The following is a 19,023-nucleotide window of genomic DNA, read 5'->3' on the forward strand; positions in this document are numbered from 1 at the left end:
TACCGGCAGCGCCGACTTCTTCCTACATATAGAAGCGCCGCCCAAAGGCGGCGCGCTGGGGATGGTACCCAATGGCTCAGCGCTGGAGCCAGGCTTCAGCTTCCGCCGCCTGCTGTGAACCGAAAGCCTTGATCGTCAACCCCGGAATCAGCGCCCCCTCAACCTCGCTCACCTTCCTCACCCATCCCTTATCGGCCACTACCGCCATACGGTCAAACCGGCGGACGACCTTGAACAGCTGTGGAATATGGGACACCTCAACAGCCATGGCGCCCAGCGTCGGCATTTCGAACTTGCCTATCCGATAAAGCATTCGGCCATGGGCGATGCCTTCGGACTGCTGCGACAACTGATCGATCGCTGTACGCATGCCATTGCTATCGAGTTTTCCGGCAAAGTCGACGTCTACGCGATTCTCGCCATTTCGCATTACCTGGAACATAGGAACACCTCCACGCGAGAGTGTGCCTATCACGATACGCCGCCTGTTGGAAACGACAAGGCAATTGGAAGGGGCCGGACGCTGTCCAACCCCTTCAGATAGCAGCGGGTCAGGCGCCGTTCCGCCCTCTCGGCCACAGAATCGGAAACAACGGATGCTCCAGAGGCGCACCGTCGGGCAACTGGTCGATCAACCCTGGAAACTCCGGCGACGTCTTCCAGGACCGAGAGGCATGGCGCATGTCTTCGCCGAGAAAACGCAAGGAGAATGCCCGCCGCCTTCGTTTTCCGCTTACTCCGCCGGAACCATGCAGCGTCAGCATGTGGAAGAACACCGCATCCCCCGGTTCTAGCTCCCAGCCGAGGATGTTCCAGCGCGAGCGGTCCGCCTCGATGTCCGGCAGGTCGGCCAGGCTACCCTCCGGGAACCAGCGGGCCTGGTTGTCCAGGAAGCTCCGCGGCATGAGCCAGGGCCCCAGATGGGAACCGGCCACGAACTCCAGCGTCGACTCCCGCGCCACGGGGTCCACTGGCATCCACATGCTGCAGTTCTGCTTGCCATCCACGTTATAGTAGGGCTGGTCCTGATGCCAGGGCGTGCGCTGGCGGGTATTCGGCTCCTTCACCAGCAAGTGGTCGTGGTACAGGCGAGCGCTGCCTCCGCCCATTAGTTGAGCCGCTACCGAGCCCACCCGACTCTCAAAGATGAAGCGCCGGTACTCCTCTATATCTCGCCAGTTACAGAAATCCTCGAAGAACCAGCCCGGATCATCCGGACTACTAGCCACCTTGGCCCTGTTGCTGGGTGAGGCGAGGTTGATTTCGATACCCAGCTCCAGCAGCGCGACTTCATCGGCCGAAAACAACTGGCGGATGCAAACCGCGCCGTCACGCTGGAACGCCTCGATCGTCGACTGGGGAAGCTCGAACTCATAATTGTGCCGCGCCATGCAGGACTCCTTTTCTTTCCCAAGGTAATGCGCATCGACAGAGCAATGGGCCGCCATTCCTGTCAGGACAGCTCAAGCGCACGTGGTTCAACTTCCTTCGGCCGCACCCAACGCCAGTAAGCGAGCGAGAGCAGCACCAACCAGACGGCGCCCACATAGAGCGCGACTCGCGTCTCCGGGAAAATGCCCAAAACGACGAAAATGAACACCATGAAGGCAATGGCGAAGTACTGCCCGTAAGGCCAGAACGGCACCCTGAAGTGCAACTTCGCGGCCTCCACATCACCAAGACTCCGACGCATCGCTACCTGGGAGAGCAAAATCATCAGCCACACCCACACCCCTGCAAACGTCACCAAGGATGCGAATGTCAGGAACAACTCATCCGGCACCAGATAGTTGAGCAGCACGCCCAGAAGCAGCGCGACGGCGATCACTACCACGGTCATCCAGGGCACGCCATGGCGCGACAAGCGCCCAAATGCTGCCGGCGCATGGCCAGTCTCAGCCATGCCATAGAGCATTCGACCGGTGCAGAAAATGTCACTGTTGATCGCGGATACCACTGCCGAGATCACCACCAGGTTAAGGATGCTGGCAGCCGAATCTATTCCCAGCCCACTGAATATCTGGACGAAGGGGCTGCCTTGGCTACCGATCTTCGGCCAGGGATACAGCGCCATCAGCACCAACAGCGTGAGCACGTAGAACAGAAGGATGCGCAGCGGCACAGAGTTGATGGCCTTAGGAATCATCCGTTGCGGGTCCTTCGCCTCTCCCGCCGTGAGACCAATCACTTCGATACCGCTGAACGCGAACATCACGATGGTGAAAGACGCCACCATGCCCTCGACGCCATTGGGGAAGAATCCACCATGGGCCCACAGATTACTGAGCGCCGGCGCTCCGCCCGAGCCATCGCCCAGCCGACTACCCAGCAGCAGCACGCCCAAACCGGCCGTGATCATGGCGACGATGGCCAGCACCTTGATCAGCGACAGGCAGAACTCCAACTCGCCAAACACCCGCACGTTGCACAGGTTCAACGCTGCAATGAAGCAAACGATGCCCAATACCCAGATCCAGCGCGGCGTATCGGGAAACCACAAGCCCATATAAATGCCGAAGGCCGTTACGTCAGCCAGACACACCATCGCCACAGCGAAAGCGAAGGTCCAACCGGTTAGAAACCCCGCGTAGCGGCCCAGATACCAGCTTGCGTACTGGCCGAAGGAGCCAGCCACCGGCGAGCGCACAGCCATTTCCCCCAAGGAGCGCATCACTAGGTAAACCACAAGGCCGCCAATCAGATAGGCCAGCAACACCGAAGGCCCCGCCCACTGGATGGCCGCCGCCGAGCCATAGAACAACCCCGTGCCGATAGCTGAGCCCAGAGCAATGAATCGGATATGCCGCGTATTCAAACCACGGCGCATTACAGCCCCTTCCATTGAGTCGCCTCCCTATTGTTGTTATCAACGAAGCCGTCGGAGCTGCCCGCATTCCCCCACCTCGAGTACCAGCCCAAACGTTCGGCATTGTCGTGTCGGATGATCTGCTTGCTCTCCACATAGATCTCCAGCCCCCAGGGCTCCCGGATGAAAGCCGGGTTCGAGCAGTTGACCCAGACCACCCCGGCACGCAGGCCATTGGCGATGCGGGTAGCACGCTCCAGGTCAACGGATAACACCGCGGTCGCCAGGTCATGGCCACCGTGGTTGATCAGAGCCAGAGCCTCCGCTTCCGTCTTGAAGCGCTTTACGCAGAACACCGGGCCGGAGATACCCTCGCGCCAGATTTCATGCCTGATGTCGGGCTCATCGAAGATCGTCGGCTCAACGAAGTGGCCGACCGGCAAGTGAGCCGGGCGTCTTCCACCGATGAGCAACTTCGCAGCTCGTTGGCTGTGCTGGACCACCGCCATGAACTTCCGATGCTGCCTGGCACTGATGAGAGGCCCATGTGAACCCCCGCCACTATCCCTGGGCCCAGACGCATACCGCGCACGGACTCAACCAGCCGCTCCAGCAGGCGGGGCGCAATGCTCTCCTGAACCACCAGTCGCGCGATGGAACCAGCGGCCTGCCCCTGGTTGAGGAAGGCGCCGAGCACTATCCACTCCACCGCGGCTTCTACGTCGACGTCATCGAACAGAATGCAGGCCGCCTTGCCGCTTGACTCCGGACCCAACCCCCTTCCCCCGGCCAGGGCGGTCGAGGGCGTCTGGACCCCGAGAGGCCAACGACCGAAGGACAGCCTGTCCACGCCCGGGTGCCGAACCAGGGCACGGTCGGTCTGCCCCTCGAAGCCCGACAGAATGTTCCGCACCCCAGGAGGGAGCCCGACGCGGCTCGCCGCCAGCCCCACCTCCAGGGCAGTCAGTGGAGTGAGCTCCGACGGCACGACCACGCATGTCGCCCCTGCAGCCACCACAGGCGCAATCGTCCGCGCCGCCATCAGCAACGGGAAACTCCAGTGGATGATCTGCCCCACCACTCCCGATGGCTCGTGGCGAATACGACAGCTGACGCGTGAGTCAATCAGGTGCAGCGGCTGGTCCTGACGCTCGTCCAGCTCCCGCGCCAGACCTGCGTAGCGGCGGAAACACTCGATGGCATCGGCTACATCTGCGACCGCCTCGCGCAAGGGCTTGCCGTTGTCGCGAACCTCCAACACCGCCAAAGTCTCCTGGCGCAGCTCCAGATTATCGGCCAGCGCATCCAGGTACCCTGCCCTCTCGCTGCCGGGCATCTGCGCCCAGCCACAGTTGAAGGCCGTTCGGGCAGCTTTCACGGCCAGGTCAACATCCTCCGCGCCAGCCGCCCCCAATTCCATGATGCGTTTCTCCAGGGCCGGATCAACGCTACAGAACCGCTGCCTGAGCTTCGGTGCCACCCAACACCCATCGATGTAGAGCGTTGGCTCGCTCATCGTGGCTTTCCCCGCGCGACTTGATTGATGGGCCGAGGCTATCAACGCCCTCGCGGAAGGCGCCTATGCCGACTGTGGTACGGGCCACCTCGCACGGCTGTCAGATATTTCGTAGAGGCCAATAACGCGAGACAAACCCGCACCTCGAGACTCACGAGGCGCGCGATGGGGACGAAGCAGATTCGTAGAAGAGAATGAGTGAAACGATGCCCATGCAGCTCATTACTGAAGCCGGGCGCTCAGGCAATCGGCGGACCGATGCAGCGATCGAAGATGCGGATCAGCGCGCTGTAGTCGCAAACCACCGCGTCGACGTTGGCCTGCAGCCATTCACCCTCCTCCACCGGCCACCAACTGATCTCGTAGCCAGCGTTGACGATGAGGTGCTCGAACAGAATCCGCTGCGCCCTGCCGTTACCGTCGCGAAAGGGGTGGATCATGTTCAGGTCGCCGAAGTGCTCGGCGGCAGCAACGGCCAGGTCGCTACGCTCCAGTCCCTCGAGCCAGTTGGCACGATCCAGCGCGGCAAATATCTTGTTGGCCTCGGGCTCGACGCGGGTGAGGTTGCAGAAGTGCGTGCCGCCCTTGGAGATATCCAACGTGCGCAACTCGCCGGCCCAGCCGTACAGATCCCCGAACAACTGGCGGTGGATGCTCTGGAGCGCGGCCAGATCATAGGGAGGAGGTGCGAATTCGATCTCGCTGGCGGCAATCTCAGAAAGGGCGCGCTCTGCTTCGTTGAGCGCATCGTCGTCGGTCAGGCCAAGGTGATTACGCAGAACCGTCGTACCGGGGTAGCAGTACGGGTCCTGACCGGTACCGTACTTGTCGACCATCAGCCCTGCCTAAAACGGAAGGCACTCAGGACGGATTCGCGGGAGGGAAGCTTGCGCTCGGCATCGGCAGGCGTCGTGTCGAAGCCCTCCAGACGCAAGCTGGCCGCGTAATTGGACTGGCGCGCCTTGGCGTAATAGGCCCTCTTGGCCTGTAGGGACGGGGTTGGCATCAGGGGCCTCTCTCGTTGCGTACCGCGCCATTATAGCGGAAGGCGTTTCCGAGGCTCCAACAGCGCCGCAAGCACTGCCCTTCCCCTTCGGTGGTGGCGAACTCATTCGCAAAGGGCAACGCAGTCGCCACGCGATGTCGTCCATCTCTGCTGACAGACTTCGCCTCCCTCAGCCCCTCTTCAACTCCCTCACAAATAACGCCAACAACTCCGACTGACTGCCAATTTCCAGCTTCTCGTACAGATTCCGCCGGTGCACCTTTACTGTCCCCGGCGCGATCCGCAGCCGCTGCGAAGCCGAAAGATTCGAGTGCCCCTCCAACAACAACCGCGCCACCTCGCACTCCCGCGCAGTCAACACACCACGGCCGAACTGCTCGAATGCCTCATCCACCTTGTCGTCCACACCAGAGCGACCCTGCGGGCGCAGCTGCCGGCGCACCTCCCAAGCCGCATGCACGACCTGTTCGACTACCGGCGCAGCACCGCGTAACAACTGCATTTCCCCATCGCTGAAGGCCGCACCGCCTCGCAGCCGCATCAGCGATAACACCGCGCTGCCCTGCTCACCCAGGCTGATGATGAAGCCGAGCTGCTCGCTCAAACCCAGGTAACGGTAATAACTGCAGTAGTACGACGTGTTATAGAAGCGCTCCGGCGCCAGCCGCCGCATGCTGTACAGCCCATCGGCCTGGCCGAATACGCAGGCCAGGTAGAACGGGTCCAGCAGATAAGAGCCGGCCTGGTAGTCGCCAACGAATAACTGACGCAGGTTCGGTGGGATGGTGTCGAACAGCGCCAGCGGCGGATGGCGCCCTTCATGAATGAACAATGCGAAGTGATCAGCGAAGGCCAGGCGTTTTAGCCAGCCGGCCAGTGCTGCTAATTGAGGGCGACCGGGAGGCCGCGCCAATACGCCGGCAATGTCTTGGGTCCATTCAACGAGCTGTCCGTGCATAGATCAAGGTCGCCAGAATCTGAAAGCCGCTACAGAAAGAGGAAGGCAAACTAAACTCTCGAAGTTTAGGAAAATAAACAAACCATGACAAGGAATCTAAACCATGCCGTGTTTAGCATCCTTAACCATGGACTTCCCCGACCGCATCAGATCGCGCATGCAGGCGCTGCACTTGGGTGCCGCCGAGTTGGCTCAACTCGTAGGCGTCTCCAAAGGTGCCGTCACCCACTGGACCACGGGCGCCAACAAGGTCAGCGGGAAGAACCTGATCGCACTCGCGAAAGCACTGGAGTGCGATGTCAGTTGGCTCGTGAATGACGAAGGACGCACAGTCACCATCGGCTCCTACGCACGAACAGCCCGCGCCAGCGAAGCGAAAGACGCAACCATCGCCCTCATCCTGGAAATGCTGAAAAAGCATGCCGGCAAAAGCCTCAACAATGCCGCCAAGCAACGCATCGCCCAGGCTCTAGCGGAAAACCTCAAATCCAGCCCCCTGGCCATCGGTGAGTCTCCTCTCCCAGCGTCGCCTCGAAACGCCGCTCGTGAAGGCGAAATCTGCATCCCCCATCTGGACCTACAGGCCCTGGCGCCCGATGGAAAGCTGCCCGCCGACTGCAGCGAAGCGGTGCACAGCATCACCGTCAGCCAGTCATTCCTGCGGGAACAAGGCGTCAACTACACCCGTGCTGCCAACTTGGCCGTCGTCACCCAGTGGGGACAAAGCATGGAGGGCACCATCAATGACCGCGACCCGATCATTGTCGATTGCGGGGTGACCGAGTTCGTGGGGGATGGGGTGTACCTGTTCACCTGGGCGGGCCATCTGTTCATCCGGAGCTTGCAGTTGGCCGGAAATGATCAGGTGGAGATCGTTGCGGATAATCCGGTGCACAAGGGCCGGATTGCATCAATGGGTGAAGTCGTAATTCATGCCAGCGCATTGCTGGCGTGGAGCGCACGTAAGCTGTGAACGCGCGCCTCAACAGAGCGCCATTGACCCTACGTTTGGACACTTAGCTGCCCGCAGGCAGCTGAAAGCCCTCCTAGAGCCGTGTCACTATGCAGCTACACCTTTGGGTGAGGTGCAGCACATGCCGTTTAATATTAGTAGAGAGGATTGCCGACCATTCGCCAGAGAATTTGACGAAGTGCTTTCTTTGCGCGCCGCAAGAAACGTGCGCCACCAAAAACGGCGCCGGAAGTGGATTCATCGGAATCGATGATTAACTCCACGCAGGCGGCAGAAACGAAAAAGGCCGGTTCATTTCTGAACCGGCCTTTCTCTGAATATGGTCGGGACGGAGTGATTCGAACACTCGACCCCTTGCACCCCATGCAAGTGCGCTACCAGGCTGCGCTACGCCCCGACGTTTTGTAGCTCGCTCCGGATCACCGGAAGCGGAGCGAACTATACATTAAGCTTTTGAATTGTGGAAGGTTTTTTTGAAAACTTCACTTCCGCAATACGTGGAGGACGTCCTCAAGCTCGGAGATCATCTGGCGGATGAGCTGCTTGTACTGCGTGGTGTCTTCCTTGGCTTCGTCTCCGGAGAGGCGCTGGCGCGCACCGCCGATGGTGAAGCCTTGATCGTATAGCAGCGCCCGGATCTGCCGAATCATCAGCACATCCTGACGCTGGTAGTAACGCCTGTTCCCGCGCCGCTTTACTGGGTTGAGCTGGGGAAATTCCTGCTCCCAGTAACGCAGCACGTGAGGTTTGACTGCGCAGAGTTCACTAACTTCGCCAATAGTGAAGTACCGCTTGCCTGGAATCGGCGGTAACTCGTCGTTATGACTTGGTTCCAGCATAAGCTTCGACCCTGGCTTTGAGTTTCTGCCCTGGACGGAAAGTGACCACACGGCGAGCCGTGATCGGGATTTCCTCTCCTGTCTTCGGGTTTCGGCCAGGCCGCTGACGCTTGTCGCGCAAGTCGAAATTGCCGAACCCGGACAACTTCACCTGTTCGTTGTGCTCCAGCGCCTGACGGATTTCCTCGAAGAACAGCTCCACCAATTCCTTGGCTTCCCGTTTATTCAGGCCAAGCTCTTCATAAAGACGTTCAGCCATCTCAGCTTTCGTCAGAGCCCCCATACGCTACTTCCTTAACGTGGCATTGAACCTGTCTTCCAGCGAGGTGACGATGTTTTGCGTTGTGTTGTTCACCTCATCGTCAGTAAGAGTGCGCGATGGATGCTGCCAGGTCAAGCCGACCGCCAAGCTTTTTCTAAGCGGATCAATGCCTTTACCGTGATACACGTCAAATAGCCTGAGGTCAGTCAGCCATTCGCCGGCCGCCTCACGGATGGTGGCGAGCACCGATTCGGCGGCAACGTCGCGATCCACCAGCAGGGCGAGGTCTCGGCGCACTTCAGGGAAGCGCGAAAGTTCGCTGAACTTCGGCAGCTTGCCTTGCATCACTTCAGCCAGTACTAGCTCGAACATGTAGACCGGCTGATCCAGGTCCAGGGCTTTGGCGAGTTCCGGGTGCAGTGCACCCAGGAAGCCAACCAGGCGCCCTTCTCTTTCGATGCGAGCGGTCTGGCCCGGATGAAGGGCAGGATGCTCGCCCGCCACGAAGCTGAACGCACCGAGGTTGCCAGCGGCGCCCAGAATGGCCTCTACATCCGCCTTGGCATCGTAGAAGTCGATCGCGTCACGGCCGTGAGCCCAGCCTTCCGGTAGACGGGAGCCACACAGAACGCCAGACAGCATCGGTTCTTGTTTCAGGCCTTCGAGTTGGCCAACGAAGCGCAGACCGCTTTCGAACAGGCGCACACGGGACTGCTGGCGATTGAGGTTGTGCTGCAGCGCACTGGCCAGGCCCGGCCACAGCGAGGAACGCATGGCGGCCATGTCTGCAGAGATGGGGTTGGCCAGCATCAGCGGCTTCACGCCCGGATTGAACAGTTCGAACAACTTCGGATCGATGAAGCTGTAGGTAATGGCTTCGTGGTAACCGCGAGCCACCAGCAGGCGACGCAAGGTCGGCAACTCGACAGAAGCCTCGGAACGTGCGCGGGGCGCGAGGCGGGCTTGCGGGTAACGAACCGGCAGGCGGTTGTAGCCATAGAGGCGGCCCAGCTCTTCGATCAGATCCACTTCCAGGCTGATGTCGAAGCGGTGACTCGGCACGTCAACTCGCCATTGGCCAGCACCTTCAGCGGTGATTTTGAGGTCGAGGGCAGTGAGCAGACGCTCGATTTCAGCAGCATCCATCTCCATACCCAGCATCTGGGTGATGCGATCGGCACGCAGGGCTACCGGCGCAACGTTCGGCAGGTGCTCCTGGCTGGCGGCTTCGATGATCGGACCGGCTTCGCCGCCAACGATTTCCAGCAGCAGGCCGGTGGCGCGCTCCATGGCTTCGCGGGCGAGCTGGAAGTCGACACCACGCTCAAAGCGATGGGACGAATCGGTATGCAGGCCGTAGGAACGTGCCTTGCCCGCGACAGCAATGGTGTCGAAAAAGGCGCTTTCCAGGAACAGATCGCAGGTCTTGTTGCTGACGCCGCTGTGCTCGCCACCCATGACGCCGGCGATGGCCAGGGCACGGTTGTGGTCGGCGATGACCAGGGTGTCGGGACGCAGGGTGACTTCCTGGCCGTCCAGCAGGACGAGTTTCTCGCCCTCCTCCGCCATGCGTACGCGGATGCCACCATTGATTTCGGCGAGGTCAAAGGCGTGCATCGGCTGGCCGAGTTCAAGCATCACGTAGTTGGTGATGTCGACTGCGGCATCGATGCTGCGCACGTCGGAGCGACGCAGGCGCTCGACCATCCAGAGCGGAGTCGGGCGAGACAGGTCGACGTTGCGGATCACGCGGCCGAGATAGCGCGGGCAGGCAGCCGGTGCAGAGACTTCGACCGGACGCACTTCGTCATGGGCCGGTGCAACAGCGGCAACTTGCGGACGGGTAACCGGAGCGGCATAGAGCGCACCCACTTCGCGGGCGAGGCCGGACAGGCTCAGGCAATCGCCACGGTTCGGGGTCAAGCCCAGCTCGATGATCACGTCATCCAGGCCCAGGTAGGCGCGAATGTCCTGCCCAACCGGCGCATCGGCAGCCAGTTCCATCAGGCCATCGTTTTCATCGCTAATCTGCAGTTCGGAAGCAGAACAGAGCATGCCGTTGGACTCGACGCCACGCAGCTTGGCTTTCTTGATCTTGAAGTCGCCCGGCAGTTCAGCGCCGATCATGGCGAAGGGGATCTTCAGGCCGGGGCGCACATTAGGCGCGCCGCACACGACCTGGAGCGTCTCGCTGCCGTTGCTCACCTGGCAGACGCGCAGCTTGTCGGCGTCCGGGTGTTGTTCGGTGCTCAGCACCTCGCCCACGACCACGCCACTGAAGGCACCCGCCACCGGAGTGACGCTATCGACTTCAAGGCCAGCCATGGACAGACGAGCCACCAGCTCGTCGCGGGATACCTGCGGGCTTACCCAGCTCCGCAGCCATTGTTCACTGAATTTCATCCTGCTCTCCTAAGGGAATCGTTTCGGACACTACGACCTAGCGGAATTGCGCGAGGAAGCGCAGGTCGTTGTCGAAGAACAGGCGTAAGTCGTTGACGCCATAGCGCAGCATGGCCAAACGCTCCACACCCATCCCGAAGGCGAAGCCCTGGTATTTCTCCGGATCGATGCCGGACATTCGCAGCACGTTCGGGTGAACCATGCCGCAGCCCATCACTTCCAGCCAGCCGGTCTGCTTGCACACGCGGCAACCCTTGCCGGAACACATCACGCACTGCATGTCGACTTCGGCAGACGGCTCGGTAAAGGGGAAGAAGGAGGGACGGAAGCGAACACCGAGGTCTTTCTCGAAGAAAACGCGCAGGAACTCTTCGATGGTGCCCTTGAGATCGGCGAAGCTGATGCCTTCGTCTACCAGCAGGCCTTCGACCTGGTGGAACATCGGCGAGTGGGTGATATCCGAGTCGCAGCGATAGACACGGCCGGGGCAGACGATGCGGATCGGCGGTTGCTGGGACTCCATGGTGCGCACCTGTACCGGCGAGGTGTGGGTACGCAGCAGCATGTTCGCATTGAAGTAGAAGGTGTCGTGCATTGCCCGAGCCGGGTGGTGGCCAGGGATGTTGAGTGCTTCGAAGTTGTGGTAGTCGTCTTCGACCTCAGGGCCTTCGGCAATGCCGTAGCCGATCCGGGTGAAGAACTGCTCGACGCGCTCCAATGTGCGAGTCACCGGGTGCAGGCCACCAGAGGCCTGTCCGCGGCCCGGCAGGGTCACGTCGATACGCTCGGCCGCGAGCTTGGCCGTGAGGGCTGCCTGCTCAAGCGACTCTTTGCGGGTGTTCAATGCGTCCTGAACGCGCTCCTTGGCAGCATTGATCAGGGCGCCTACCTTGGGACGCTCCTCTGCCGGCAGGTCGCCCAGGGTTTTCATTACCTGAGTCAGTTCGCCCTTCTTGCCAAGGTAGTGAACGCGAATCTGCTCCAAGGCATTCACGTCTTCAGTTTGTTGCACGGCCTCAAGCGCTTGCGAGACCAGCGCATCCAGATTTTCCATGTACAGACTCCAGATACGAAATAGGGGAAGAGCGCAAGGCCCTTCCCCTATCGGTGACGTTCAGCACCGGGCAAGCCCGGTGATTGTCGGGGACTTAAGCCAGAATGGCCTTAGCTTTCTCGACAATCGCAGCAAACGCCGCTTTTTCGTTCACTGCCAGGTCGGCCAGAACCTTACGGTCGATCTCGATGGCAGCTTTTTTCAGGCCAGCGATCAGGCGGCTGTAGGACAGACCGTTCTGACGAGCACCAGCGTTGATACGAGCGATCCACAGAGCGCGGAACTGACGCTTGCGCTGACGGCGGTCACGGTAGGCGTATTGGCCAGCCTTGATTACCGCCTGCTTGGCAACGCGGAACACACGCGAACGTGCGCCGTAGTAGCCTTTGGCGAGTTTCAGAATCTTTTTGTGACGCTTGCGAGCGATGACGCCACGCTTAACACGAGCCATGAGTAAACTCCTCTAAAATCTTGACCAGATTAACGAACGCGCAGCATGCGCTCTACTTTGCGGACGTCAGACGGGTGCACCAGGGTGCAGCCGCGCAGCTGACGCTTACGCTTGGTAGTCATCTTGGTCAGGATGTGGCTCTTGAAAGCGTGCTTGTGCTTGAAGCCGGAAGCAGTCTTCTTGAAGCGCTTCGCAGCACCGCTCTTGGTTTTCATCTTTGGCATGTTCGGATACTCCGCATTCAATCAATACATATAACCGCAAGGCCTGCCAGTGCCCTGGGGGTTATTTTCGCTTTTTGGGGGCGATGACCATCATCAGCTGGCGTCCTTCCAGCTTAGGATGCTGCTCTACGGTACCGTATTCGACGAGGTCAGCTTCGACCCGCTTCAACAGCTCCAAGCCCAGCTCCTGGTGGGCCATCTCACGACCGCGGAATCGCAGGGATACCTTGGCCTTGTCCCCTTCACTTAGGAAACGTACCAGGTTGCGTAGTTTTACCTGGTAATCCCCTTCTTCCGTCCCTGGACGAAACTTGATTTCTTTAATCTGCTGCTGGTGCTGGTTCTTCTTCGCCGCAGCGGCCTGCTTCTTCTTCTCGAAGAGGTGCTTGCCGTAATCCATGATCCGGCAAACAGGCGGCACCGCATCGGCGGAAATCTCTACCAGATCCAGCTTGGCTTCTTCAGCAGCGCGAAGCGCTTCATCAATCGAGACGACGCCAATCTGCTGGCCGTCAGCACCAATCAACCGCACCTCACGAGCCGAGATATTCTCGTTGATCGGGGCCTTCGGTTGAGTCCGCTTGTCCTGTCTCATTTCACGCTTAATAGTGATTACTCCAATTCTTGGCGACCACGCCGGGAAACCGTTTGTGCGAGCAATTCAGAGAAGCTTTCGAAGGGCATGGAACCCAGATCGACACCCTCTCGGGTGCGCACAGCAACGGATCGAGTCTCAACCTCCCGGTCTCCAATAACCAAGAGATAGGGAACCTTGAGCAAAGTATGCTCGCGGATTTTAAAGCCGATTTTTTCGTTTCTCAAGTCGGACTTGGCACGGAACCCGCTTTCGTTGAGCGCGCGCTCCACTTCGAGGGCGAAATCGGCCTGCTTGTCGGTGATGTTCATGATCACCGCCTGGGTCGGCGCCAGCCAGGCTGGGAACGCACCAGCGTAGTGCTCGATCAGCATGCCGATGAAGCGCTCGAAGGAACCGAGGATAGCGCGATGTAACATCACCGGACGCTTACGGTTGTTATCTTCGGCGATATAGCTGGCATCCAGACGCTCCGGAAGGTTCGGATCGTACTGCAGGGTACCGCACTGCCAGTTACGACCGAGGCAGTCTTTCAGGGTGAACTCGATCTTTGGACCGTAGAACGCACCCTCGCCCGGCTGGTATTCCCAGCTCAAGCCAGACTCGTTGAGCGCATCCGCCAGGGCACCTTCGGCTCGATCCCACAGCTCGTCGGAACCTACGCGCTTGACCGGACGAGTGGACAGTTTCATCGAAATATCGGCGAAACCGAAGTCCTGGTAGACCTGCAGGGTCAGCTTGATGAAGTCAGCTGCCTCCTTCTTCACCTGATCTTCGGTGCAGAAGATGTGAGCATCGTCCTGAGTGAAGCCGCGCACACGCATGATGCCGTGCAGGGCGCCGGACGGCTCATTACGGTGGCAGGCACCGAACTCGGCCAGACGCAGCGGCAAGTCGCGGTAGGATTTCAGGCCCTGATTGAAGATCTGCACATGGCACGGGCAGTTCATCGGCTTCACCGCGTAGTCGCGACTTTCCGACGAAGTGGTGAACATGTTCTCGGCATAGTTGGACCAGTGGCCCGAACGCTCCCAGAGAATGCGGTCGACTACCTGCGGAGTACGCACCTCCACGTAACCATGATCGCGCTGAACCTTGCGCATGTACTGCTCCAGAACCTGGTAAACAGTCCAGCCACTCGGATGCCAGAACACCATGCCCGGCGCTTCTTCCTGCAGATGGAACAGGTCCAGCTGCTTGCCGATACGACGGTGATCGCGCTTTTCAGCCTCTTCGATGCGCTGGATATAGGCAGCCAGCTGCTTCTTGTCAGCCCAGGCAGTGCCATAGACACGCTGCAGCTGCTCGTTCTTCGAGTCGCCGCGCCAGTAGGCGCCGGAAATCTTTGTGAGCTTGAACGCTTTGAGGAAACGGGTATTCGGCACGTGCGGACCACGGCACATGTCCACATACTCCTCATGGAAATACAAGCCCATGGCTGTCTCGTCTGGCATGTCGTCAACCAGGCGCAGCTTGTATTCCTCGCCACGCGACTTGAACAGCTCGATAACCTCGGCGCGCGGGGTCATCTTTTTGATGACGTCGTAGTCCTTGTCGATCAGCTCGGCCATACGCTTTTCGATGGCCGCCATATCCTCGAGCGTGAAGGAACGCTCGAAGGCGATATCGTAGTAGAAGCCCTCTTCAATGACCGGACCGATCACCATTTTGGCGCTCGGATAGAGCTGCTTGACGGCATGGCCGACCAAGTGCGCGCAGGAGTGGCGAATGATTTCCAGCCCTTCCTCGTCCTTGGAAGTCACAATCTGCAGCGAGGCATCGTCTTCGATCAGATCGCAAGCATCGACCAGCTTGCCGTTGACCTTACCGGCCAGAGTTGCCTTGGCCAGACCCGCACCAATGGACTGAGCCACTTCAAGCACGGAAACAGGTTTGTCGAAAGTGCGCTGACTGCCGTCAGGAAGAGTGATGATGGGCATGGCGCCTCCTCTCCTAGTGGTGACCTCTACCAAAGGCCACATGGGTTGGGATGAGCCAGTACGCGATTCGACGGCATGCCTGCCATACGGTGGCAGGAGCCTTGCGGCAAACCAAAGCCGAACCAGAGTCACTGGAGGTAATAATGAAGAGCGGGATGCTTTCAGAAAGCCGAACCCCTGACAAGCGCCACAAAAGAAAGGGCCACGCGAGTGACCCTTGCCTTCCGAGCGAGCCGGACATCACGCCAATGGTGACAACCCGCCCCAAACGCCTTACGCCAAAGGGAAAGACATGCTGTAAACGTCACGAAAGCGCACAGTCTAGCACAACAGAATCAATAGCTTAGCGATGTATTTACGGGCGACGGTAGTGAAGCCACCCGGGAAAGAGACAACTCCCGGCCGGAATGACGAGCCGACTCCCCACAAAGATTGCTAGCGAATTGAACGATCAGCAAAGCACGAACCACGCAACTGCCCCAATCCACCAAACACCAAGTCAATCATCACCCTCGCATTTGACCTCTTTCTTGTACTCGTCACGCTTGGCTTCAACCTTGACCCGACAGGGACCATCCCAGTATTCGTCCTTCCACTCACCCCGTCGCCAAGTCCTGCCGCGCCCATCCGGGCACTTGACCTCCAACTTGTAGTCACCCTTGTCAGAGACCTCTTTCACGCGACAGGGCCCATCCCGGTACTCGTCCTCCCACTTTTCATCACGATGATCAGCGATAGCCCAACCAGAAAGGAAAGAGAACACCAGAAACGCACCCAGCAAAGACCCAGTACCCATGACACCCCCCAACAACGCACCCAGATTAAAGCCTCACATGAACTGAAAAACGCCAGCCATCCCTAAGACACTATCGCCACGACAATTGCTCCCCACCCGGGCGAATCCGCAGGACGCAGCCTCAGTGCTCTCCCGCTACAAGGGTGACGACTTCCGGGGGAAGAATCGCGAGTTGAAGGCGGACCTGGTCCGCGAGGTGATCGAGCGGGACGTGAAGACCCAGGCCGACTTCTACCAGTTGGTCGGCCAGTTCGGCGAACCACCAAGCGCTGCGCGCTCCGCGTGCCCAGGCCGCCGGCTCGCGACGATCATTCCACCCTTCCTGTAGTGCAACAGGACTTGAGTTGCTTCACTGACTGACCGTTTCGCAGACCCTGACGGAAGAACACTCTCGACCAGGCCGCAGGGGACGTTGCGTTGGCCTCTACCAGCCAAGACCCGTAGCTACCTGTCGATATAGGCAGAAATCGGCCAGCAGTTGTCAGTCAAAGATTCTAGAAAACAGTGGCGACTCAAAAGCTGGAACAGCGAGTACTATCCGGCTGACTAAGTCAGTGAGTGCTCGCCGTAAGCCGGTGGTCAGTCACAAGCATCTTCGCAAACATGATCGTCCAGTTTGCGACCGATGTTCATTTTTCTTTGGGGAGCTGCAACAGGACTCCAAACGCAGTGATGCCCAGTAGCACTGCCGCTAACAGCAGATTGATCGGTACACCGAGCTCTCGCAAAGCTTGGCTGGCATAGACATCGGTACCGGGGATCAAATAAGCCACGAACAGGCCAGGCCAGAAGCTGCCAGGAGCCAATCCGGCCGCCCATACCTGACCACGGCGCAAGGCGGCCAGGGAAAACAGGCTAACCAGCATCAGAGTGGTGAACTGCATGCCGATATGAAATCGCGCATGACCTGGCCAATCCGGATTGAACAAGTGGGTGGCGTTGAACACATCAGCGATGGCCACTATCGCCACGGTGGCGACGATTGCGAACCCCAACAGGCCTTTGCCCAGTGATGTGCGAGTCATGGCGGTCTCCTTTCACAGGGTCGGATAGTCGATAAAACCCGCATCCTCGCCGCCATACAGGGTCGCGCGATCGGCTTGAGCCAGTTCGGCGCCCCGGGCAAAGCGCTCCGGCAGGTCGGGATTGGCGACGAAGGGCGTACCGAACGATACCAGCGCGGCCTCTCCAGCCTTCAGCGCCGCCTCGCCACTCGCTGCGTCATAACCACCGTTGGCAATTACCGGACTGCGGCTCAGCGGGCCAAACGTTGCCAGAACGTCACGCGGCCAGTGAGGGAAATTGTCCAGCGGGAATAGCGCGCGCATCAGATGCACATAACCAGGCTGCAACGTATTCAATTCACCCAGCAGGTAGCTGTAGAGCCCCAGTGGGTCGCTGTCGATCATGCTGTTGAAGGGAATCACCGGCGACAGCTTGATACCCACGCGAGCGGAGCCCCACACCTCGATCAGCGCCTGCATCACCTCCAGCACGAAGCGGCTGCGCTTGGCGATGCTGCCGCCGTACTCGTCTATGCGCAGGTTGGCCGAGTCCACCAGAAACTGATTGGGCAGATAGCCGAACGCGGCATGCAGCTCAACGCCGTCAAAGCCCGCGCGTTTGGCGTTTTGAGCAGCGCAACGGAAATCGGCGATGACAGCCCGGATTTCACTCAAAGTCAGTTCGCGCGGCACCTCGTAATCCTGCATGCCATCCAGAGTGAAGTGCTGCTGGCCCTGGATCGCCACTGCCGATGGCGCCACCGGCAACGAGCCGCCACGCACACTGGAGTGACCGACCCGGCCGGTATGCCAGAGCTGCGCAAAAATCTTGCCACCTGCCGCACGCACCGCCGCCGTCACCTGTTGCCAGGCAACAATTTGCGCCTCGCTATAGAGGCCGGGGGTCAGCGGACTGCCGACAGCGTCTGCCGAGATATTGATCGCCTCACTGATGATCAGCCCGGCACTGGCACGCTGAGCGTAGTAAGTGGCCGTGGACGCCCGCGGCACCCCGGCAGCATCGGCCCGTGAGCGCGTCATCGGTGCCATCACCATGTGGTTGCGCAGATCAAGATCATGCAGGCGAGCGGGGCTGAGCAGTTGAGCGGTCATAGGAAGGTCTCCAGATTCACGCAGAGGGATATCAGGCGTGAACGGATCATCCGGTCCTGCATGTATAGGATAAAGTCCCCAAATCAGGAATGATTGCTCCATCAATGGAGCAATGGAGTGCTGTATGAAGCTGCTCAATGACATGGAGCTGTTCGTCGAAGTGATCAGGGCCAACAGCTTTCGCGGCGCTGCCGAGGCGGTCGGCATACCCAACTCCACGGTCTCGCGGCGCATCGCCGAACTGGAGCGACGCATCGGTCTGCGCCTGCTCAACCGCACCACACGGCGCATCGAACTCACCGAAGGCGGTCGGCTGTATTACGAGCGCTGCCGGCGTATCGTCGACGAAGCGCGCCTGGCCCATGAAGAACTCTCCGAGCTGGTGGACAACCCCAGCGGCCTGATCCGCCTGTCCATGCCCATCGACTTCGGCGTGGTCTACCTGGCACCGCTACTGGCCGAGTTCGCCGAACGCTATCCGCAGATCCAGTTCGACCTGGACCTCACGCCAAAGCGCCTGGACCTGATCCGCGATCAGGTTGACCTGGTAATACGTATCGGAGCCTTGCCCGACTCACAGTTGATTGCCCGCCCCCTTGGCACCCTGCAACGCGGCCTCTTCGCCAGCCCGAGCTACCTGGCCCGGCATGGTGTGCCTGACAGCCCTGCAGCACTGCTGCAACATCAGTGTCTGCGCATGCTGGATACACCCTGGGTACTGCACGATGGCGAACAGAAATTGAGCCTGGCAGTACAGGGACGCTACCTGCTTAACAACGTCGGCATGCTGCGCCGCCTGGCTCTGCTCGGCCAGGGAATCGCCATGCTGGTGGACGAGATGATCGGCGAGGATCTTGATCAAGGCCGATTGCATCGCGTGCTGCCCGACTGGAAGGCAGAGACCCTGCCGGTTTACGCGATTACCGAGACCCGGCTGGTGCCGGCCAAAGTACGCGTGTTGATCGACTTCCTCACTGAGCAGTTCAACCGTGAGTGAAGGACGCCCAGCGCATGCGCTGCGGCAATTGCTCTGCGAGAAAGTTGGACAACCAGCGCAGTCCAATGCGCCGACGTTGATCTTTG

General features: G+C 59.8%; 20 protein-coding genes, 1 tRNA gene and 1 pseudogene. 3 read left to right on the forward strand and 19 right to left on the reverse strand.

What is annotated here, in order from left to right; genetic code table 11:
• Positions 1 to 76 precede the first annotated feature (76 nt).
• From AAHM40_RS00005 to AAHM40_RS00040, 7 genes and pseudogenes are all read right to left on the reverse strand, one after another.
• A complete protein-coding gene (locus tag AAHM40_RS00005; protein ID WP_342242887.1) occupies positions 77 to 442 on the reverse strand; it encodes an STAS/SEC14 domain-containing protein in 366 nt (121 codons plus the stop codon).
• A 109-nt stretch (positions 443 to 551) separates the two neighbouring features.
• The gene (locus AAHM40_RS00010; RefSeq protein ID WP_342242888.1) at positions 552 to 1,391 is read right to left on the reverse strand and encodes a phytanoyl-CoA dioxygenase family protein; all 840 of its coding nucleotides are present in this window, start codon (positions 1,389 to 1,391) and stop codon (positions 552 to 554) included.
• Positions 1,392 to 1,453: 62 nt separating this feature from the next.
• Positions 1,454 to 2,842: an amino acid permease gene (locus AAHM40_RS00015; RefSeq protein WP_342242889.1), complete on the reverse strand. Its 1,389-nt coding sequence runs from the start codon at positions 2,840 to 2,842 to the stop codon at positions 1,454 to 1,456.
• 65 nt (positions 2,843 to 2,907) lie between these two features.
• A pseudogene (locus AAHM40_RS27155) lies at positions 2,908 to 4,322 on the reverse strand (aldehyde dehydrogenase family protein); the annotation flags it as partial.
• Between the two features lie 239 nt (positions 4,323 to 4,561).
• Complete coding sequence (locus tag AAHM40_RS00030; RefSeq protein WP_342242891.1) at positions 4,562 to 5,158, reverse strand: putative adenosine monophosphate-protein transferase Fic; 597 nt, start codon at positions 5,156 to 5,158, stop codon at positions 4,562 to 4,564.
• Positions 5,158 to 5,328 (reverse strand): YhfG family protein, encoded by a 171-nt coding sequence (locus tag AAHM40_RS00035; RefSeq protein WP_342242892.1) that lies wholly within the window; start codon positions 5,326 to 5,328, stop codon positions 5,158 to 5,160. The genes AAHM40_RS00030 and AAHM40_RS00035 overlap by 1 nt, the downstream gene beginning before the upstream one ends.
• Positions 5,329 to 5,497: 169 nt before the next feature.
• Positions 5,498 to 6,286, reverse strand: a complete 789-nt coding sequence (locus AAHM40_RS00040) for a helix-turn-helix transcriptional regulator (RefSeq protein WP_342242893.1) — start codon at positions 6,284 to 6,286, stop codon at positions 5,498 to 5,500.
• 127 nt (positions 6,287 to 6,413) lie between these two features.
• Between AAHM40_RS00040 and AAHM40_RS00045 the strand changes: the two genes are divergently transcribed.
• Entirely contained in the window at positions 6,414 to 7,259 is an 846-nt protein-coding gene (locus AAHM40_RS00045) for an XRE family transcriptional regulator (RefSeq protein ID WP_342242894.1), read from the forward strand.
• A 320-nt stretch (positions 7,260 to 7,579) separates the two neighbouring features.
• Here AAHM40_RS00045 and AAHM40_RS00050 read toward each other — a convergent pair.
• The 10 genes from AAHM40_RS00050 to AAHM40_RS00095 form a co-directional block, all read right to left on the reverse strand.
• A tRNA-Pro gene (locus tag AAHM40_RS00050) sits at positions 7,580 to 7,656 on the reverse strand.
• A gap of 85 nt (positions 7,657 to 7,741) precedes the next feature.
• Positions 7,742 to 8,098, reverse strand: coding sequence for a MerR family transcriptional regulator (locus tag AAHM40_RS00055; protein ID WP_028627713.1), 357 nt, complete (start codon positions 8,096 to 8,098; stop codon positions 7,742 to 7,744).
• The gene (gene ihfA, locus AAHM40_RS00060) at positions 8,079 to 8,381 is read right to left on the reverse strand and encodes an integration host factor subunit alpha (protein ID WP_003282572.1); all 303 of its coding nucleotides are present in this window, start codon (positions 8,379 to 8,381) and stop codon (positions 8,079 to 8,081) included. Before ihfA ends, AAHM40_RS00055 begins: the two co-directional genes overlap by 20 nt.
• A 3-nt stretch (positions 8,382 to 8,384) precedes the next feature.
• Positions 8,385 to 10,763: a phenylalanine--tRNA ligase subunit beta gene (gene pheT, locus AAHM40_RS00065; protein ID WP_342242895.1), complete on the reverse strand. Its 2,379-nt coding sequence runs from the start codon at positions 10,761 to 10,763 to the stop codon at positions 8,385 to 8,387.
• A 37-nt stretch (positions 10,764 to 10,800) separates the two neighbouring features.
• Complete coding sequence (pheS, locus tag AAHM40_RS00070; RefSeq protein ID WP_077526030.1) at positions 10,801 to 11,817, reverse strand: phenylalanine--tRNA ligase subunit alpha; 1,017 nt, start codon at positions 11,815 to 11,817, stop codon at positions 10,801 to 10,803.
• Between the two features lie 94 nt (positions 11,818 to 11,911).
• Positions 11,912 to 12,268 (reverse strand): 50S ribosomal protein L20, encoded by a 357-nt coding sequence (rplT, locus tag AAHM40_RS00075; protein WP_069084431.1) that lies wholly within the window; start codon positions 12,266 to 12,268, stop codon positions 11,912 to 11,914.
• 29 nt (positions 12,269 to 12,297) lie between these two features.
• Positions 12,298 to 12,492 carry a 50S ribosomal protein L35 gene (gene rpmI / locus AAHM40_RS00080; protein WP_016493509.1) on the reverse strand — a complete coding sequence of 65 codons (195 nt, stop codon included), beginning with the start codon at positions 12,490 to 12,492 and terminating at the stop codon, positions 12,298 to 12,300.
• Positions 12,493 to 12,553: 61 nt separating this feature from the next.
• Positions 12,554 to 13,105, reverse strand: coding sequence for a translation initiation factor IF-3 (infC, locus tag AAHM40_RS00085; RefSeq protein ID WP_171016514.1), 552 nt, complete (start codon positions 13,103 to 13,105; stop codon positions 12,554 to 12,556).
• Positions 13,105 to 15,027, reverse strand: a complete 1,923-nt coding sequence (gene thrS / locus AAHM40_RS00090) for a threonine--tRNA ligase (RefSeq protein WP_342242896.1) — start codon at positions 15,025 to 15,027, stop codon at positions 13,105 to 13,107. The genes infC and thrS overlap by 1 nt, the downstream gene beginning before the upstream one ends.
• A 499-nt stretch (positions 15,028 to 15,526) precedes the next feature.
• Positions 15,527 to 15,706 carry a hypothetical protein gene (locus AAHM40_RS00095; protein ID WP_245586481.1) on the reverse strand — a complete coding sequence of 60 codons (180 nt, stop codon included), beginning with the start codon at positions 15,704 to 15,706 and terminating at the stop codon, positions 15,527 to 15,529.
• A 241-nt stretch (positions 15,707 to 15,947) separates the two neighbouring features.
• Here AAHM40_RS00095 and AAHM40_RS00100 point away from each other — a divergent pair, with 241 nt between their 5' ends.
• A complete protein-coding gene (locus AAHM40_RS00100; RefSeq protein ID WP_342242897.1) occupies positions 15,948 to 16,151 on the forward strand; it encodes a hypothetical protein in 204 nt (67 codons plus the stop codon).
• A 301-nt stretch (positions 16,152 to 16,452) separates the two neighbouring features.
• Here AAHM40_RS00100 and AAHM40_RS00105 read toward each other — a convergent pair whose 3' ends face one another.
• Both AAHM40_RS00105 and AAHM40_RS00110 read right to left on the reverse strand, forming a co-directional pair.
• The gene (locus tag AAHM40_RS00105; RefSeq protein ID WP_342242898.1) at positions 16,453 to 16,848 is read right to left on the reverse strand and encodes a hypothetical protein; all 396 of its coding nucleotides are present in this window, start codon (positions 16,846 to 16,848) and stop codon (positions 16,453 to 16,455) included.
• A gap of 12 nt (positions 16,849 to 16,860) precedes the next feature.
• A complete protein-coding gene (locus tag AAHM40_RS00110; RefSeq protein ID WP_446731520.1) occupies positions 16,861 to 17,940 on the reverse strand; it encodes an alkene reductase in 1,080 nt (359 codons plus the stop codon).
• A 124-nt stretch (positions 17,941 to 18,064) separates the two neighbouring features.
• On the opposite strand from AAHM40_RS00110, the gene AAHM40_RS00115 reads away from it, so the two are divergent.
• Positions 18,065 to 18,937 (forward strand): LysR family transcriptional regulator, encoded by an 873-nt coding sequence (locus AAHM40_RS00115; protein ID WP_342242900.1) that lies wholly within the window; start codon positions 18,065 to 18,067, stop codon positions 18,935 to 18,937.
• The last annotated feature ends 86 nt before the right edge of the window (positions 18,938 to 19,023 follow it).

The organism is Pseudomonas sp. OTU5201 (genome assembly GCF_038440135.1).
GTDB lineage: Bacteria > Pseudomonadota > Gammaproteobacteria > Pseudomonadales > Pseudomonadaceae > Metapseudomonas > Metapseudomonas resinovorans.

What these genes read in the sequence shown, in the direction of transcription:
- rplT (WP_069084431.1), bottom strand. Translation starts at nt 12,268, where the DNA reads ATGGCTCGTGTTAAGCGTGGCGTCATCGCTCGCAAGCGTCACAAAAAG.
- AAHM40_RS00030 (WP_342242891.1), bottom strand. Translation starts at nt 5,158, where the DNA reads ATGGTCGACAAGTACGGTACCGGTCAGGACCCGTACTGCTACCCCGGT.
- rpmI (WP_016493509.1), bottom strand. Translation starts at nt 12,492, where the DNA reads ATGCCAAAGATGAAAACCAAGAGCGGTGCTGCGAAGCGCTTCAAGAAG.
- AAHM40_RS00010 (WP_342242888.1), bottom strand. Translation starts at nt 1,391, where the DNA reads ATGGCGCGGCACAATTATGAGTTCGAGCTTCCCCAGTCGACGATCGAG.
- thrS (WP_342242896.1), bottom strand. Translation starts at nt 15,027, where the DNA reads ATGCCCATCATCACTCTTCCTGACGGCAGTCAGCGCACTTTCGACAAA.
- pheT (WP_342242895.1), bottom strand. Translation starts at nt 10,763, where the DNA reads ATGAAATTCAGTGAACAATGGCTGCGGAGCTGGGTAAGCCCGCAGGTA.
- AAHM40_RS00045 (WP_342242894.1), top strand. Translation starts at nt 6,414, where the DNA reads ATGGACTTCCCCGACCGCATCAGATCGCGCATGCAGGCGCTGCACTTG.
- pheS (WP_077526030.1), bottom strand. Translation starts at nt 11,817, where the DNA reads ATGGAAAATCTGGATGCGCTGGTCTCGCAAGCGCTTGAGGCCGTGCAA.
- AAHM40_RS00015 (WP_342242889.1), bottom strand. Translation starts at nt 2,842, where the DNA reads ATGGAAGGGGCTGTAATGCGCCGTGGTTTGAATACGCGGCATATCCGA.
- AAHM40_RS00055 (WP_028627713.1), bottom strand. Translation starts at nt 8,098, where the DNA reads ATGCTGGAACCAAGTCATAACGACGAGTTACCGCCGATTCCAGGCAAG.
- AAHM40_RS00115 (WP_342242900.1), top strand. Translation starts at nt 18,065, where the DNA reads ATGAAGCTGCTCAATGACATGGAGCTGTTCGTCGAAGTGATCAGGGCC.
- ihfA (WP_003282572.1), bottom strand. Translation starts at nt 8,381, where the DNA reads ATGGGGGCTCTGACGAAAGCTGAGATGGCTGAACGTCTTTATGAAGAG.
- AAHM40_RS00110 (WP_446731520.1), bottom strand. Translation starts at nt 17,940, where the DNA reads ATGACCGCTCAACTGCTCAGCCCCGCTCGCCTGCATGATCTTGATCTG.
- AAHM40_RS00040 (WP_342242893.1), bottom strand. Translation starts at nt 6,286, where the DNA reads ATGCACGGACAGCTCGTTGAATGGACCCAAGACATTGCCGGCGTATTG.
- AAHM40_RS00105 (WP_342242898.1), bottom strand. Translation starts at nt 16,848, where the DNA reads ATGACTCGCACATCACTGGGCAAAGGCCTGTTGGGGTTCGCAATCGTC.
- AAHM40_RS00005 (WP_342242887.1), bottom strand. Translation starts at nt 442, where the DNA reads ATGTTCCAGGTAATGCGAAATGGCGAGAATCGCGTAGACGTCGACTTT.
- AAHM40_RS00035 (WP_342242892.1), bottom strand. Translation starts at nt 5,328, where the DNA reads ATGCCAACCCCGTCCCTACAGGCCAAGAGGGCCTATTACGCCAAGGCG.